Here is a 13,759-nt window from a genome sequence, read left to right as displayed (position 1 = left end):
TGCCAAAAAGTCACGACATTATGTTAATTCCATCACTGTAAACCCTAAACAGGATAGGGTTCTTTAAGTATGAAATTGTTGACCTATTTATTGCACTGAATTTCTTGTCATTTCAACAGAATAAACGAATAATCAAGCCTTTGTTTGTAGCACGGTAACAGCGAGTTGCGCGAGGTCGCAAAGCTGGCGTTAATTGATTGTAATCAAGTTGTGATTCCGATAGCTTTGTTTCAGCTGGTTACAAAATACCCTACGAATACGTTTATAAGAGAAATACTCTCAAGGAGAACTACATGAAAGTAGCCGTTATTGGTGCCGCTGGCGGCATCGGTCAAGCTCTGGCCCTTCTACTTAAGAACCGTCTTCCTGCAGGTTCAGATTTAGCCCTATACGATATTGCTCCAGTAACTCCTGGTGTGGCTGCAGATCTTAGCCACATCCCAACTCCGGTTTCTATTAAAGGTTACGCTGGCGAAGATCCAACACCTGCACTTGAAGGTGCGGATGTCGTTCTAATTTCAGCTGGTGTGGCTCGTAAACCTGGTATGGATCGCGCGGATCTGTTCAACGTAAACGCTGGCATTGTTAAGTCGCTAGCAGAAAAGATCGCAGTTGTATGTCCAACAGCATGTGTTGGTATCATCACTAACCCAGTGAATACAACTGTGCCAATCGCTGCTGAAGTGTTGAAAAAAGCAGGCGTTTACGACAAGCGCAAACTGTTTGGTGTAACAACGCTGGACGTTATCCGCTCAGAAACCTTCGTGGCTGAACTAAAAGACAAAGATCCAGGTGATGTTCGCGTTCCTGTTATCGGTGGCCACTCTGGTGTGACAATTCTTCCTCTTCTATCTCAAGTAGAAGGTGTTGAGTTTACTGCTGAAGAAGTTGAAGCGCTAACGAAACGTATCCAGAATGCGGGTACAGAAGTAGTAGAAGCGAAAGCGGGTGGCGGTAGTGCAACTCTATCTATGGGCCAAGCTGCATGTCGCTTTGGCTTAGCGCTAGTACGTGCTCTTCAAGGTGAAGACGGCGTAGTGGAGTGTGCTTACGTAGACGGTGGCAGCGAACATGCACCATACTTCGCACAACCTGTGAAATTAGGTAAAGACGGCGTAGAAGAAGTTCTAAGCTACGGTGCGCTAAGCGACTACGAGAAGTCAGCATTAGATGGCATGCTAGAAACACTAAATGGCGATATCAACATTGGTGTTGAATTTGCGAAATAAGCGTCTTTTTATATTCGTTATATAAAGAAGACAATTTAAATGAAAAGCCGATCTGATGATCGGCTTTTTTGATCCTTTCACCTTATCTCGCGTAACAGAGTCTGAATTGGGTAACTTTGTGAAGGAGAGGGTGATGGAAGCAAATCGAATCCGTAAAGGTATGGTCGTTGAGTGTCAGCAAGGTGTCGGTACGATTTTAGTCATCGACCAAGAGGCAGAGACAGTGCTGCTTGCTAAGCAAGGTTCAGAAGAGCAGCTCGCAGTTAGCTTCGATGAAATAGAAGACAATCCACAGCTTCACGACAGTTGTGACCGTTATTACTAACGAATCATCGCTTGAGCGCCAAACATAATGAAAAGGAAGAGCAACACTCTTCCTTTTTTCATCAGGGTCTTCTTTTACTAGCTTAGCTGGTACGCTTAACTGCCATGTGGGCTAGAGTAATCAGCGCTTGCTTGTAATCAGATTCTGGAAGGATTGCGAGTTCTGCAATTGCTTTGTCTGCTTCATCCATCGCCTTTTGCGTGGTGTATTCTAGCGAACCAGCTTCCTGCATTACCGCTAGAATGTCTTCTAGTCGATCCATGCCATTGGCCTTCTCAATCGCTTCACGAATCATCTGCGCATTCTCTGGCGTGGTATTGCGCATTGCATGAAGTAGAGGAAGCGTTGGTTTGCCTTCAGCCAAATCATCACCAACATTCTTACCCATATCCTCACCGTCAGACGTGTAATCCATCACGTCGTCGATCAGTTGGAATGCTGTGCCCAAATATTTACCGTAATTCTGGAATGCCACTTCTACTTCTTCCGGCGCATCGTTAAGAATCGCACCAATCTGTGTAGCGGATTCAAACAAACGTGCGGTCTTAGAGTAGATGACCTGCATGTAGCTTTCTTCTGTCGTGTCAGGATCATTACAGTTCATCAACTGCTGAACCTCACCCTCTGCGATCACATTAACTGCGTCGCTCATCAGTTTAAGGATCTTCATTGATCCTAGCTCAGTCATCATTTGGAATGAGCGAGTATAAATAAAGTCCCCAACTAACACGCTAGCGGCATTACCAAACGCAGCGTTTGCTGTCGCTTTACCACGGCGCATGTCTGATTCGTCTACCACATCATCGTGCAACAAGGTTGCCGTATGGATGAACTCAATAAACGCAGCTGCCATTGTATGGCCGTTACCTTGGTAACCAAGAGCACGTGCTGACAATATCGCCAGAAGTGGTCTTAAGCGTTTGCCTCCACCACTCACGATATAGAAACCGAGTTGGTTGATTAAAGAGACATCAGAATTTAGTTGGGCTTGAATTGTTTCATTCACTTTTGCCATGTCATCGGCAGTAAGCGCTTGGATAGTTTTAAAATCCATCGTATATCCGGCTGAAGTTAGACCCTGCAAGGCTTATTCGATTTATATAATTGGCGAATAATACACTAAAAAACGTTGATTAATACATTACTAAAGGGCATGATTGCCGCACTTTTCTTTGGCGATTAGCTTTTCGCCAATTTTTTCAAAATATGGCTTGTCATAGGGGCATCTCTTCTGTAGAATCTGCGCCCTATTGATGATTAGTTTAGCGCACACCCTCATGAAAAGGCTGTGCGGAAAAAGCGGAGTAAAATATGTACGCTGTTTTCCAATCTGGTGGTAAACAACACCGTGTAAGCGAAGGTCAAACTCTTCGTTTAGAGAAATTAGACGTTGAAACGGGCGCAACTGTTGAATTTGATAAAGTTCTTCTTGTTGCTAACGGCGAAGAAATCCAAGTTGGCGCTCCTCTTGTAGAGGGCGGCAAAGTTGTTGCTGAAGTAGTACAACACGGTCGTGGCGATAAAGTTAAAATCGTTAAGTTCCGTCGTCGTAAGCACTCTCGTAAGCAACAGGGTCACCGTCAGTGGTTCACTGAAGTGAAGATCACTGGTATCAACGCTTAATCTATTAGGAGAGTTTAACAATGGCACACAAAAAAGCTGGTGGTTCTACTCGTAACGGCCGCGATTCAGAAAGCAAACGTCTAGGTGTTAAACGTTTCGGTGGTGAATCTGTTCTTGCAGGTAACATCATCGTTCGTCAACGTGGTACTAAGTTCCACGCTGGTAACAACGTAGGTATCGGTAAAGACCACACTCTATTCGCTCTTACTGAAGGTAAGGTGAAGTTCGAGGTTAAAGGTCCTAAGAACCGTAAGTTTGTAAGCATCGAAGCTGAGTAATTTTACCTTTTAGGTTAATTACTAAAGCTTTATAGCTGAATTCAAAAGCCCTGCCGATTCGGCGGGGTTTTTTATTTGTAGCAGTCGACATATTCAAGTTTCTCGTTTTATCCCTGGGCGGTTGGAATCTGGGAGCTTAGATCTGTCATCTGCTAAAATTGTTTGATGGCAAATCAGATTTAATCCACGCACGAAGTAGTCGGAGTAAAAGATGAAGTTCGTAGATGAAGCGGTAGTAAAAGTTCAGGCTGGTGACGGCGGTAGCGGCGTTGTAAGTTTCTGGCGTGAAAAATTCATCACTAAAGGTGGCCCAGATGGTGGCGACGGTGGTGATGGTGGTGATGTATACATCCAAGCCGATGAAAACCTAAATACCCTGATCGATTACCGTTTCCAACGCTTTTACGAAGCAGAACGCGGTGAAAACGGTCGCGGCGGTAACTGTACTGGTAAACGTGGTAAAGACATCACACTTCGCGTACCAGTAGGTACTCGCGCGGTTGATATCCACACTAACGAAATCGTTGCAGAAGTAGCAGAACACGGTAAGAAAGTGATGGTCGCAAAAGGCGGCTGGCACGGTCTTGGTAACACGCGTTTTAAATCTTCAGTAAACCGTGCGCCTCGTCAGAGAACGCTAGGTACTAAAGGTGAAATCCGTGAAATCCGTCTAGAGCTATTGCTATTGGCTGACGTTGGTATGCTTGGTCTACCTAACGCAGGTAAATCAACCTTTATCCGCGCAGTATCAGCAGCAAAACCAAAAGTAGCAGATTACCCATTTACAACGCTAATCCCAAGCTTGGGTGTGGTGAGTGTGGTTCCTGAGAAGAGCTTTGTGGTTGCAGACATCCCTGGTCTAATCGAAGGCGCAGCTGACGGTGCTGGTCTAGGTATTCGCTTCCTTAAGCACCTAGAGCGTTGCCGCGTATTGCTACACATGATTGATATCATGCCTATCGATCAGTCAGATCCAATTCAAAATGCCCTAACCATCATTGATGAACTAGAGCAGTATAGTGAGAAACTAGCAGGTAAACCTCGTTGGCTAGTCTTCAACAAAACGGATCTGATGCCAGAAGAAGAAGCGAATGAAAAGATCCAAGAGATCTTGGACGCGCTAGGTTGGGAAGACGAGTTCTTTAAGATCTCAGCGATCAACCGTAATGGTACAAAAGAGCTTTGCTACAAGCTCGCTGACTTTATGGAAAACCTACCTCGTGAAGAGGAAGAAGTTGCTGAAGAAGATAAAGTAAACTTCATGTGGGATGATTACCATAAAGACGCAATCGCTGGTAAAGACGTTATCACTGAAGAAGATGACGACGATTGGGATGATTGGGACGATGAAGAAGACGACGGTCACGTTGTTTACGTCCGCGACTAATCGCTAGCTAATTCATTAAGCCGCAATGTTTATTGCGGCTTTTTTTGTATCTAAATCATGTTTAGACGATGTGATTTGCGGCACAATAATGAGCTTAACGGACTTAGGAAGTATTTATGACATCGGAAGTTATACCGTCTTGTGCAACGACGGCATCCAACCAAAGGGCCATTTCTCGGCTCGTTGCCCAAGCAGGGCAAATGCTCTTAGCCCACGGGGCAGAAAGTACGCTTGTGAGTGACATCATGCAGCGCATCGGTATTGCCTGTGGTGTCAGCGAAGTGGCAGTGGCATTATCTGCGAATGCTTTGGTTGTCACGACAGTCAAAGACGATCATTGCATTACAACGACCAGAAGTTGCGCCGATCGCGGGATCAACATGCGAGTGATCACCCAGATCCAACGAATTTGTATCATGATGGAGCGCGGCTTACTCGATGTGAGAATGGCGCAGAAGAAACTCAATACCATTAGCCCTGAGCGCTATAACCGTTGGTTGGTGGTGTTCATGATCGGCCTTTCTTGTGCGGCCTTCAGTCATTTAGCGGGTGGAGATTTAGGTGTGTTTGTCATGACGTTTCTTGCTTCCGCAGGCGGCATGACCGTTCGACAAGAAATTGGCCACCGCCACTTTAACCCTCTTCTCAACTTCGCTGTCACAGCGTTTGTGACCACCCTAATCTCTGCTCAAGCGGTGATTTTTGACATTGGCAACCTGCCAACTGTTGCGATGGCATCATCGGTGTTGATGCTAGTACCTGGTTTCCCATTGATTAACTCGGTTGCTGATATGCTGAAAGGTCATATCAATATGGGCATTGCGCGATTTACCATGGCGAGCTTATTAACCTTAGCGACTTGTCTCGGTATTGTTGCGGCAATGGAAGTAACGGGGATTTGGGGGTGGATGAGCTAATGAGCGTATTTGAACTCATCTTAGGGCTGTTGAACGATATGTTCTTCGCCGCTATTCCTGCCGTTGGTTTTGCTATGGTGTTTAATGTGCCGCAGAAAGCACTCAAGTACTGCGCGGTAGGTGGTGCGATTGGTCATGGCAGTCGTTACCTAATGATGCACTTTGGCTTGCCAATTGAATGGGCAACGTTTTTTGCAGCGACGCTAGTCGGTTTGATCGGTGTGCATTGGTCCCATCGTTTTCTTGCTCACCCTAAAGTCTTCACTGTGGCTGCTCTGATTCCTATGGTTCCGGGTGTATTCGCATATAAGGCCATGATCGCCATGGTGGAGATAAACCACTTAGGTTACTCACCTGAGCTTATTGCGACGTGCATGGAAAACTTTCTTAAGGCGATGTTTATTATTGCTGGCTTAGCGGTTGGCTTGGCGGTTCCGGGGCTGTTATTCTATCGCCGCAGACCCATAGTATAAGGATCCAATATGATCATCAGCATGATTGCCGCGATGGCAGACAACCGAATCATCGGTAAAGACAACCAGATGCCTTGGCACCTTCCTGCCGATTTTGCATGGTTTAAGCGTTGCACCATGGGCAAACCAGTTGTTATGGGGCGTAAGACCTATGAGTCTATTGGGCGTCCATTACCTGGTCGTTTGAATATTGTCATCAGCCGTGATGCTTCACTTTCCATTGAAGGTGTTACGACGGTCACATCAATTGAGCAAGCACTTGAGGTTGCTGGTGAAGTAGAAGAAGTCATGATCATTGGTGGCGGGGCGATTTATGCTGCGTGCCTTCCCATGGCTAACAAGCTGTATGTTACTCATATTGAAGCTGAAATTGATGGAGATACTCAGTTCCCAGATTGGGGAATTGAGTTCAAAGAAACGTACTCTGAAGCATACCAAGCGGATGAGAAAAACGCTTATAACATGCGCTTTACTGTCCTAGAAAAGTAATCGGATAGAATGAGAAAAGCACCGCAAATGCGGTGCTTTTTGTTTTCTCGTCAGGCAATCAGAGCCGTTAACTGAGTGCTTCTTGAGTGAAGACTTGCTTGTCTTCCCAACGAATCATGGTGAGTGAACCACCCCAAACGCAGCCAGTATCAAGACCAATAATGCTTTCATCGATATGACCTTGTAGTGCTGCCCAGTGCCCAAATAGCACTGCTTTTTCTAGTGGGACTCGTTGTGGCAGCTTAAACCAAGGTACAAGCTCATCTTCAGATACTTCTTGCGGTGGCAGTTTACAATCCATATCTAAGCGACCATCAGTAAAGCAAAAACGCATGCGAGTAAACGCATTGATGGTGTAGCGATAACGATCGAGACCCGATAAGGACTCATCCCAAAGATCGGGTTGGTTGCTGTACATGTTTTCTAGCAACCAAGGTAGCTCTTTACTTTGTATGATGCTTTCAACTTCACGTGCGCACGATCTTGCAGTATCAAGATCCCACAATGGAGAGATACCAGCGTGGCACATAACGAACTCGTCATGTTCGGCCATAAGAGGTTGCTGAGCCAACCAAGTAAGCAGCTCTTGTTTATCTGGAGCTGAAAAAATAGGTGCCGTCTTGTCCTTGTCTTTGACTTTTTTCAGTCCGTGCGACACCGCCATAAGGTGTAAGTCATGATTACCAAGTACCACTTTGGCACTGTCACCAAGAGACTTTACAAAACGTAATGTTTCTAGAGATTTAGGTCCGCGAGCGACGAGATCTCCGGCTAGCCAAAGTTGGTCGTGTTGTGAAGAGAAATTAACCTGTTCTAGTAACTGCTGAAGTTCATCAAAACAGCCCTGAATATCACCAACAATATAAGTTGCCACTGAATCTCCTGATTAATTTAAGACGTTTGGAACCGCTAAACGGAATGGATCAATCTCGGTGATAAACTGCTGTCCTTTTTCATCCAACAACATGTAGTGTCCTTGCATAACGCCAACCGGTGTCTCAAGCGCAGTTCCGCTGCTGTAAGTGTATTCGTCGTTGCCCGGAATAAAAGGCTGTTGACCAACCACACCTTCACCTTCGACCGTCATTTGTTTACCGTTTGAATCGGTGATTAACCAACGACGGCTAATTAATTGGACAGTTTGTTGGCTGAGGTTTTTTATTGTGATGATATAAGCGAAGACGTATCGCTGCAGTTCTGGGTTGGACTGTTCTTCAATGTATTTGGTATGAACTTGGATTTTGATGCAAGGTTGAATGACGTCCATGTGCACTCCTCGAGAAACGTTGTATCCCAATAATAATAAGCCAAACCGGCAAGGGTTTGGCTTATCGTTTGAGTTCTTTATTGCTGCGGGTTGTCCGCGAGCCAGTTCGCCATGGCGACGAATTGTTGTAGCGTTAGGTTCTCTGGACGCATGCTAGGGTTGATACCCAGTTCTTCAAGTACTTCAGTACTCAATAGCGACTTGTAGCAGTTACGTACAGTCTTACGGCGTTGGTTAAAACCTTCGCGACATACACGCTCCAACAAACGTAGATCTTTTGCTGGGTGTGGCAGTTCTTCGTAAGGAACCAAGCGTACTACGGCAGAGTCTACTTTCGGTGGCGGAACAAATGCCGTTGGCGGTACTTCTAGTACTGGAACCACTTTACAGTAGTACTGTGCCATTACGGTTAGACGGCCGTATGCTTTGCTACCAGGACCTGCAGCTAAGCGATTTACCACTTCTTTTTGAAGCATAAAGTGCATGTCTTGAATGTCTTTATGGAATTCAAATAGGTGGAACATCAATGGTGTAGAGATGTTGTATGGCAAGTTACCGAAGATACGTAGCTTGTTGTTTGGCTTCACTAACTGCGTGAAGTCAAAGCGCATTGCATCGCCTTCATGAATCGTAAGTTTGTCTGCCAATTCAGGGTGGTTACGTAGACGTTCTGCTAGGTCACGGTCCAATTCGATAACCGTGAACTTATCGACTTCGCGACCAACAGGCTCGGTGATTGCACCTAGACCAGGGCCGATTTCAACCAGGTTTTGCCCTGGTCTTGGGTTAATTGCTGATACGATGCCATCAATAATGTATGGGTCGTTCAGGAAGTTTTGACCAAAACGTTTACGCGCTTTGTGTCCTAAATGGACATCATTTCTCATTGTTTCTTCTCTACCAATTCTATCGCATGCGTGAGCGCTGTTCGGAAGCTCCCTGTATCCGCTTGACCTGTCCCTGCCAGTTCTAATGCAGTACCGTGATCCACCGATGTTCTAATAAAAGGTAGACCAAGAGTAATGTTTACTGAACGACCAAAGCCTTTGTATTTTAAAACTGGCAATACTTGATCGTGGTACATGCCTAAAACAGCATCAGCATCGTTTAAATACTTTTCATTGAAAATGGTGTCTGCCGGTAATGGACCGATCAGATTGATTCCTTTTTCTTGTCGAATCTTTTCCAATGTCGGAGTGATGGTCTCGATCTCTTCGCGACCCAAACAGCCATCTTCTCCCGCATGTGGATTTAGCCCGCAAACATAGATGTTTGGTTGGGAGATGGCAAATTTTTCTACAAGATCTTTATGAAGAATATCGATGATTTTTTCTAATCGCTCTTCCGTGACGGCTTTAGATACGTAAGCCAAAGGAATATGCGTTGTTACTAGAGCAACTCGCAGCCCTTCGGTGGCTAGCATCATCACGACCAACGGTGTGTTGGACTTCTCGGCGAAGAATTCAGTATGCCCACTGAACGCAACACCAGAGCGATTGATCACCCCCTTATGTACAGGGCCGGTGACAATAGCATCAAATTCATCATTCATACAGCCCAAAGCGGCTCTTTCTAGTGTTTTTAACACGTAGTGGCCGTTGGCTTCATTGAGTTGACCCGCGATGACATTTTCTGCCATTTCGATATGGTCAACGATCAAGGTGCCTGCTTTTTGTGCCTTTGGCGTTTCTTCTGGATTGTAATCAGTCAGTTGAACATCAATGCCAAGCAAGTTGGCACGTTCCAACAGCATATTCTTGTCTGCGCAGACGACAATCTGGTGAGCCCAGTCTTCCTTAGACAGAGCCAGTACCAAATCCGGGCCGATACCCGCAGGTTCCCCTGCGGTTACGACGATTCTGCGAATCGAATTAGTTGCCATCATTGTCATCCACGATTTCAACGAATGCGCTTGCGCGTAGCTCTTGCATCCATGCGCCAGCTTCTTCATTAAACTTACGGTTAAATAGAATTCGGTAAGCTTTGTTCTTCATTGCTGAGTCTGTACGGTCGACTTGGCGACGGTCTAGAACTTCAACAATGTGCCAACCGTGTACCGTTTTGAAAGGTTCACTGATTGAGCCTACAGGCAGCGTTTCTACTTGGTGCTTAAATTCTGGTACGTACAAATCAGGTGTTTGGTAACCTAGCTCACCATTTTGAGCCGCTGAACCAGGATCTTGGCTGTACTGTGTTGCCAGTTGAGCAAAGGTTGCTTCACCTGCTTTGATGCGACGAATGAACTCGTTTAGCTCTTTCTGGGCACCTTCGTCACTCAAGATAACGGTTGGTTTGATCAGAATGTGGCGAGCATTTACCTCTGTTACCGCTACGGTCTCAAGACCTTTCACATCTTCTACTTTTAGGATGTGGAAGCCGATGCCGCTGCGGAATGGACCAATGATGCTGCCTTTGTTTTGCATCTTAATCTGGTCAGCAAAGATGGTTGGCATTTCCTCTTTACGCATCCAACCCCAATCACCACCTTGTAGTGCTTTAGGACCTTTTGAGTAGGTGTATGCCATTTCAGAGAAGTCTGCACCGTCTTTTAGTTTCTTAACCAATGCATTGGCTTCTGCTTCGACTTCTGACTTGTCTTTATCGTCAGAGAAACGAAGTTGGATGTGGCCAATCTTGTATTGAACTGTAGCGTTAGTTTCGGTCGCTAATTGGTCGGCAAGGCTATCGACTTCCGCTGGCAAAATGTTGATACGACGACGAACTAGTGCATTACGAGCTTCAGAAGCCGCAATTTCTTTACGAATCTGCTCACGGAATTCTGGGTAGCTGAGACCTTCTGCTTGAACAGACGCAGCTAGTTGCTCCACGCTTTGATTGTTGTTGCGAGCAATTTCTGCGATCGCTTGGTTCAGGCGGTTGTCATCAATACGAACACCGATACGCTCCGCTTCTTGGCCTTGCAATGTGTCGATGATCAGTTTCTCTACCACTTGGTCTTTCAGCACACTTGCTGAAGGGAGACTCTTGCCACTTTGGCGAGCATTAGCTTGCAGCGTTTTCATCGCGGTATTGATGTCGCTTTGTAGAATTACACCATCGTTAACGATGACTGCAACCTTATCAAGCTCTACTGGCGCTGCTGTTACACCACAAGATAGTAGGGTGGTGAATAAGAGTGATTTCCAAATTTTCATTAAAAATTCCGTCAGTAATGGTGTTTAAGCGTCTTGTTATAGGTAAGACGCTTAATTCAATTAATTGTTCAAATAGAATGGACGACCGTATTTAATCGCGTTGTCCGAGCCATCAAGCTCTTTCGCGGCCGAATCTGCGCGTTGGTTGGTTGCAAAGCCTTGAATACCGAAGTTCACACTGATGTTGTTTTCGTATTCTGGTGATGCACCATCACTGCCGATTGCTCTGTCATCCCAACCCAGTAGTTGGTTCGAGTAAGTCAGACCAAAGTACCAACAATCTGATTGGTAACGAACGCTAGCAAGCCATTCCATATCAATGTTTTCATTCAGATCGTAGTAGTACTGGCCACTTGCAGACCAGTTCGGGTTGAACTCGTATGCCGCCACGATACCTGCTTGTGAAATACCTTTACGAGTGATCGTATCTAGGTTTTCGACAATGATCGTATCTTCAATGTATTCACGCGTTACATAACGGTAGTTACCTTGAATAAAGCCACCATTAAATTGGTATTCCAACGTGCTGTTTGCGAGCTGCATCGAGCTCAAGTCGATGTCGTACTGGATACCGCCGTGGTAGAACAGGTAATCGTTGTAGTTGAAGTCAGTCTCAACCGCCCACGATGAGTAGTTTGATGTTTCATCCGGCAAGCTTGGGTTGTTACTGATCTTAGTCTTCTTATCAAAGTAATAGATCTGGCCAAACGAGACGTTCAAGCGCTCTTTGTAGTCATCATCGAAAAAGCGAGTACTTGCACCGTAGCTTAACTGGTTTGCTGAAGCAATTTTATCGATGCCACTGTATTTGCGACTGCGGAATAGGCCGTAATAGTCGGTTTGCAGCAAGGTGGTATCGTAGTTGTAAATGTTGCTCTGATCTTCATCAGGAACATACAAGTACTGTAACTGTGGTTCTAACGTCTGTGTGTAACCTTCGATCCAGCTAGTATCACGCTCTAAGTACATACGAGCGTGCGTGCGGAACTCTGGGATCACACGTGACACGTTTTCATCCAGTGTGTTGCGCAAGTCGGTATCAGTCAGGCCAGTAAGGTCTTGAGAGTAGTACGTCGATAAGATGCGTGCTTCAGTCGTCCAATCTGCCCATGAGTTTGATAGTGGGATCGTAATACCTGGTTCGACGTGAACACGAGTTGCGTTTGGTTTTGCAGCGTCATCGGTGTCGAAGCGGCTCACTTGGCTCTTCACATCGAAGTTAACGTAGTTACCCCAAAGCGGCGTGTAGTAGTTAAGATCGAGCTGGGGAAGCAAGCGATATGGTTGGTTGTCTTCTTGGAGTAGGATTTGGAAATCACGTACCCGCAGTGACGCATCCCAGAAGTCAGAACGGTATTGAACTTCGCCTTCTTGTAGCAATTGACCATCTTCGCGGTTACCAATGTCAGAGTCGAGGTCTCGGAAGTAGTCGATATCACTTACCTTGGAGTAATCAAGACTGACAACCCATTGTTTATTGATAATACCATCATGTTTGAATTGGTAACCCCAGCGCGATTCGTCTTGGTAACGTTTATCGCTGCCCATGTATTCGCCTTTGAGCTCACCGTCACCCCAACCATTGGTTAAGTATCGGAAGTCAGTATCTAGCTTAGTACCACGCTTTTGCATGTACAGAGGCGTAATCGTCATGTCGTATTGAGGGGCGATGTTCCAGTAGAACGGAATTTCAACTTCCATACCATCGCTTGAACCGTACGACATAGAAGGGAAGAGGAAACCTGTTTTACGCGTATCGCCAATTGGCATGGTCAAATAAGGTACGTAGAACACTGGCACATCCAACACCTCAAAACGAGGGTGGTGCAGAGTTGCGGTTTCTTCGTCTTGGTCAACATCGATTCCTGATGCCACTAACCGCCAAGAGTTATCACCTTGTGGGCAAGAGGTAATGGAACCATCTTCTAGTTCGTAAACAGATTGGCCCGTGCGTGCAATGTACGCAGCTGTACCGCGACCTTGTTGGCAGAGGAATTGGTAATCGGTGTTTTCTAGCGAGAAAGTATCTTGATTAATGTCGTTGGTGACGCGATCTGAGCGTGCTTTTACTTTGCCATCGTTGAAGGTTACGTTACCTTCAGCGACAACAACATTGTCTTGTTGGTGAAGCGTTACGCTATCCGCGGTGATTTTCTTCGGACCTTGCGTGACTTCTACGTTGCCAGAGTACTGAGCTTTGTCACCATTGATGGCTTGTAAGCGGTCTGCTTGTACTACGACTTCGGAGTTAAGCGCGTCCTCCTCACCACTTGTTTCGACCAAACATTGATCTGTGGTGGGCATTTCCTGCACACTATCATTGATATTCGCTTCAGCTTGAGTGGTGGGTACAAACAAGGCGGTGCTGATAGAGGCCGCTAAACATGTGCGGGAGAAATGTTGCATTGAATTGAACTTTCCTGTGTCACTACTACTCGATGGCTATAGGGCTTGTTGTACCCTCGCTTTATAGCCAAATGAATCAACTATAGTTTGCAATTATCCCAGAGCATGGATTCGCTGTGGCATAATGCCGATATAAAATAGCTGCAAAGATAAGCAGGCGAAATAGCCTGATCATAAAAAAACTAATTCCATTATCATAAAGGAAATCGT

At 45.7% G+C, this 13,759-nt stretch carries 15 protein-coding genes; 8 read left to right on the top strand and 7 right to left on the bottom strand.

Translation table 11 applies throughout. The annotated features are described in order from the left end of the window. Positions 1-293 precede the first annotated feature (293 nt). Both mdh and KJB05_RS16260 read left to right on the top strand, forming a co-directional pair. Positions 294-1,229: a malate dehydrogenase gene (gene mdh / locus KJB05_RS16265; RefSeq protein ID WP_208444333.1), complete on the top strand. Its 936-nt coding sequence runs from the start codon at positions 294-296 to the stop codon at positions 1,227-1,229. A 133-nt stretch (positions 1,230-1,362) separates the two neighbouring features. Further along, on the top strand, positions 1,363-1,554 hold the full coding sequence (locus KJB05_RS16260; RefSeq protein WP_020196546.1) for a hypothetical protein: 192 nt from the start codon (positions 1,363-1,365) through the stop codon (positions 1,552-1,554). 82 nt (positions 1,555-1,636) lie between these two features. On the opposite strand, the gene ispB is transcribed toward KJB05_RS16260, so the two are convergent. After that, entirely contained in the window at positions 1,637-2,608 is a 972-nt protein-coding gene (gene ispB, locus KJB05_RS16255) for an octaprenyl diphosphate synthase (protein WP_005437375.1), read from the bottom strand. A 257-nt stretch (positions 2,609-2,865) separates the two neighbouring features. Here ispB and rplU point away from each other — a divergent pair, with 257 nt between their 5' ends. The 6 genes from rplU (at position 2,866) to folA (ending at position 6,721) form a co-directional block, all read left to right on the top strand. After that, positions 2,866-3,177 carry a 50S ribosomal protein L21 gene (gene rplU, locus KJB05_RS16250; RefSeq protein ID WP_005437376.1) on the top strand — a complete coding sequence of 104 codons (312 nt, stop codon included), beginning with the start codon at positions 2,866-2,868 and terminating at the stop codon, positions 3,175-3,177. A 20-nt stretch (positions 3,178-3,197) separates the two neighbouring features. Then, positions 3,198-3,455 (top strand): 50S ribosomal protein L27, encoded by a 258-nt coding sequence (rpmA, locus tag KJB05_RS16245; protein ID WP_005383095.1) that lies wholly within the window; start codon positions 3,198-3,200, stop codon positions 3,453-3,455. A 211-nt stretch (positions 3,456-3,666) separates the two neighbouring features. After that, positions 3,667-4,842, top strand: coding sequence for an Obg family GTPase CgtA (gene cgtA / locus KJB05_RS16240; protein ID WP_005437377.1), 1,176 nt, complete (start codon positions 3,667-3,669; stop codon positions 4,840-4,842). A gap of 116 nt (positions 4,843-4,958) precedes the next feature. Beyond that, positions 4,959-5,759 carry a threonine/serine exporter family protein gene (locus KJB05_RS16235; protein ID WP_005437378.1) on the top strand — a complete coding sequence of 267 codons (801 nt, stop codon included), beginning with the start codon at positions 4,959-4,961 and terminating at the stop codon, positions 5,757-5,759. Next, entirely contained in the window at positions 5,759-6,232 is a 474-nt protein-coding gene (locus tag KJB05_RS16230) for a threonine/serine exporter family protein (protein WP_005437379.1), read from the top strand. The genes KJB05_RS16235 and KJB05_RS16230 overlap by 1 nt, the downstream gene beginning before the upstream one ends. Positions 6,233-6,241: 9 nt before the next feature. Continuing rightward, complete coding sequence (folA, locus tag KJB05_RS16225) at positions 6,242-6,721, top strand: type 3 dihydrofolate reductase (protein WP_038893911.1); 480 nt, start codon at positions 6,242-6,244, stop codon at positions 6,719-6,721. A gap of 67 nt (positions 6,722-6,788) precedes the next feature. On the opposite strand, the gene apaH is transcribed toward folA, so the two are convergent. The 6 genes from apaH to lptD form a co-directional block, all read right to left on the bottom strand. Further along, a complete protein-coding gene (gene apaH, locus KJB05_RS16220) occupies positions 6,789-7,595 on the bottom strand; it encodes a bis(5'-nucleosyl)-tetraphosphatase (symmetrical) ApaH (protein WP_208444332.1) in 807 nt (268 codons plus the stop codon). Between the two features lie 12 nt (positions 7,596-7,607). Continuing rightward, a complete protein-coding gene (gene apaG / locus KJB05_RS16215; protein ID WP_045416471.1) occupies positions 7,608-7,988 on the bottom strand; it encodes a Co2+/Mg2+ efflux protein ApaG in 381 nt (126 codons plus the stop codon). Positions 7,989-8,065: 77 nt separating this feature from the next. Beyond that, a complete protein-coding gene (gene rsmA, locus KJB05_RS16210) occupies positions 8,066-8,875 on the bottom strand; it encodes a 16S rRNA (adenine(1518)-N(6)/adenine(1519)-N(6))-dimethyltransferase RsmA (RefSeq protein WP_009707797.1) in 810 nt (269 codons plus the stop codon). Further along, a complete protein-coding gene (gene pdxA, locus KJB05_RS16205; RefSeq protein ID WP_038893913.1) occupies positions 8,872-9,870 on the bottom strand; it encodes a 4-hydroxythreonine-4-phosphate dehydrogenase PdxA in 999 nt (332 codons plus the stop codon). Before pdxA ends, rsmA begins: the two co-directional genes overlap by 4 nt. Beyond that, positions 9,860-11,143: a peptidylprolyl isomerase SurA gene (gene surA / locus KJB05_RS16200; RefSeq protein ID WP_005437385.1), complete on the bottom strand. Its 1,284-nt coding sequence runs from the start codon at positions 11,141-11,143 to the stop codon at positions 9,860-9,862. Before surA ends, pdxA begins: the two co-directional genes overlap by 11 nt. A gap of 60 nt (positions 11,144-11,203) precedes the next feature. Beyond that, complete coding sequence (lptD, locus tag KJB05_RS16195; RefSeq protein ID WP_045482159.1) at positions 11,204-13,549, bottom strand: LPS assembly protein LptD; 2,346 nt, start codon at positions 13,547-13,549, stop codon at positions 11,204-11,206. Positions 13,550-13,759 lie beyond the last annotated feature (210 nt).

Source organism: Vibrio sp. B1ASS3 (genome assembly GCF_905175355.1).
In the GTDB taxonomy this organism is placed as follows: Bacteria; Pseudomonadota; Gammaproteobacteria; order Enterobacterales; family Vibrionaceae; genus Vibrio; species Vibrio owensii.
The sequence above is the reverse complement of the archived record's forward strand: the minus strand, read 5'-3'. Positions and strand labels throughout refer to the sequence as shown.

Bases quoted from the DNA above. Each gene is read 5' to 3' on its own strand.
- rsmA (WP_009707797.1), bottom strand. From the start codon at position 8,875: ATGAGAAATGATGTCCATTTAGGACACAAAGCGCGTAAACGTTTTGGT.
- apaG (WP_045416471.1), bottom strand. From the start codon at position 7,988: ATGGACGTCATTCAACCTTGCATCAAAATCCAAGTTCATACCAAATAC.
- KJB05_RS16235 (WP_005437378.1), top strand. From the start codon at position 4,959: ATGACATCGGAAGTTATACCGTCTTGTGCAACGACGGCATCCAACCAA.
- pdxA (WP_038893913.1), bottom strand. From the start codon at position 9,870: ATGGCAACTAATTCGATTCGCAGAATCGTCGTAACCGCAGGGGAACCT.
- ispB (WP_005437375.1), bottom strand. From the start codon at position 2,608: ATGGATTTTAAAACTATCCAAGCGCTTACTGCCGATGACATGGCAAAA.
- folA (WP_038893911.1), top strand. From the start codon at position 6,242: ATGATCATCAGCATGATTGCCGCGATGGCAGACAACCGAATCATCGGT.
- rpmA (WP_005383095.1), top strand. From the start codon at position 3,198: ATGGCACACAAAAAAGCTGGTGGTTCTACTCGTAACGGCCGCGATTCA.
- cgtA (WP_005437377.1), top strand. From the start codon at position 3,667: ATGAAGTTCGTAGATGAAGCGGTAGTAAAAGTTCAGGCTGGTGACGGC.
- lptD (WP_045482159.1), bottom strand. From the start codon at position 13,549: ATGCAACATTTCTCCCGCACATGTTTAGCGGCCTCTATCAGCACCGCC.
- surA (WP_005437385.1), bottom strand. From the start codon at position 11,143: ATGAAAATTTGGAAATCACTCTTATTCACCACCCTACTATCTTGTGGT.
- mdh (WP_208444333.1), top strand. From the start codon at position 294: ATGAAAGTAGCCGTTATTGGTGCCGCTGGCGGCATCGGTCAAGCTCTG.
- KJB05_RS16260 (WP_020196546.1), top strand. From the start codon at position 1,363: ATGGAAGCAAATCGAATCCGTAAAGGTATGGTCGTTGAGTGTCAGCAA.
- rplU (WP_005437376.1), top strand. From the start codon at position 2,866: ATGTACGCTGTTTTCCAATCTGGTGGTAAACAACACCGTGTAAGCGAA.
- KJB05_RS16230 (WP_005437379.1), top strand. From the start codon at position 5,759: ATGAGCGTATTTGAACTCATCTTAGGGCTGTTGAACGATATGTTCTTC.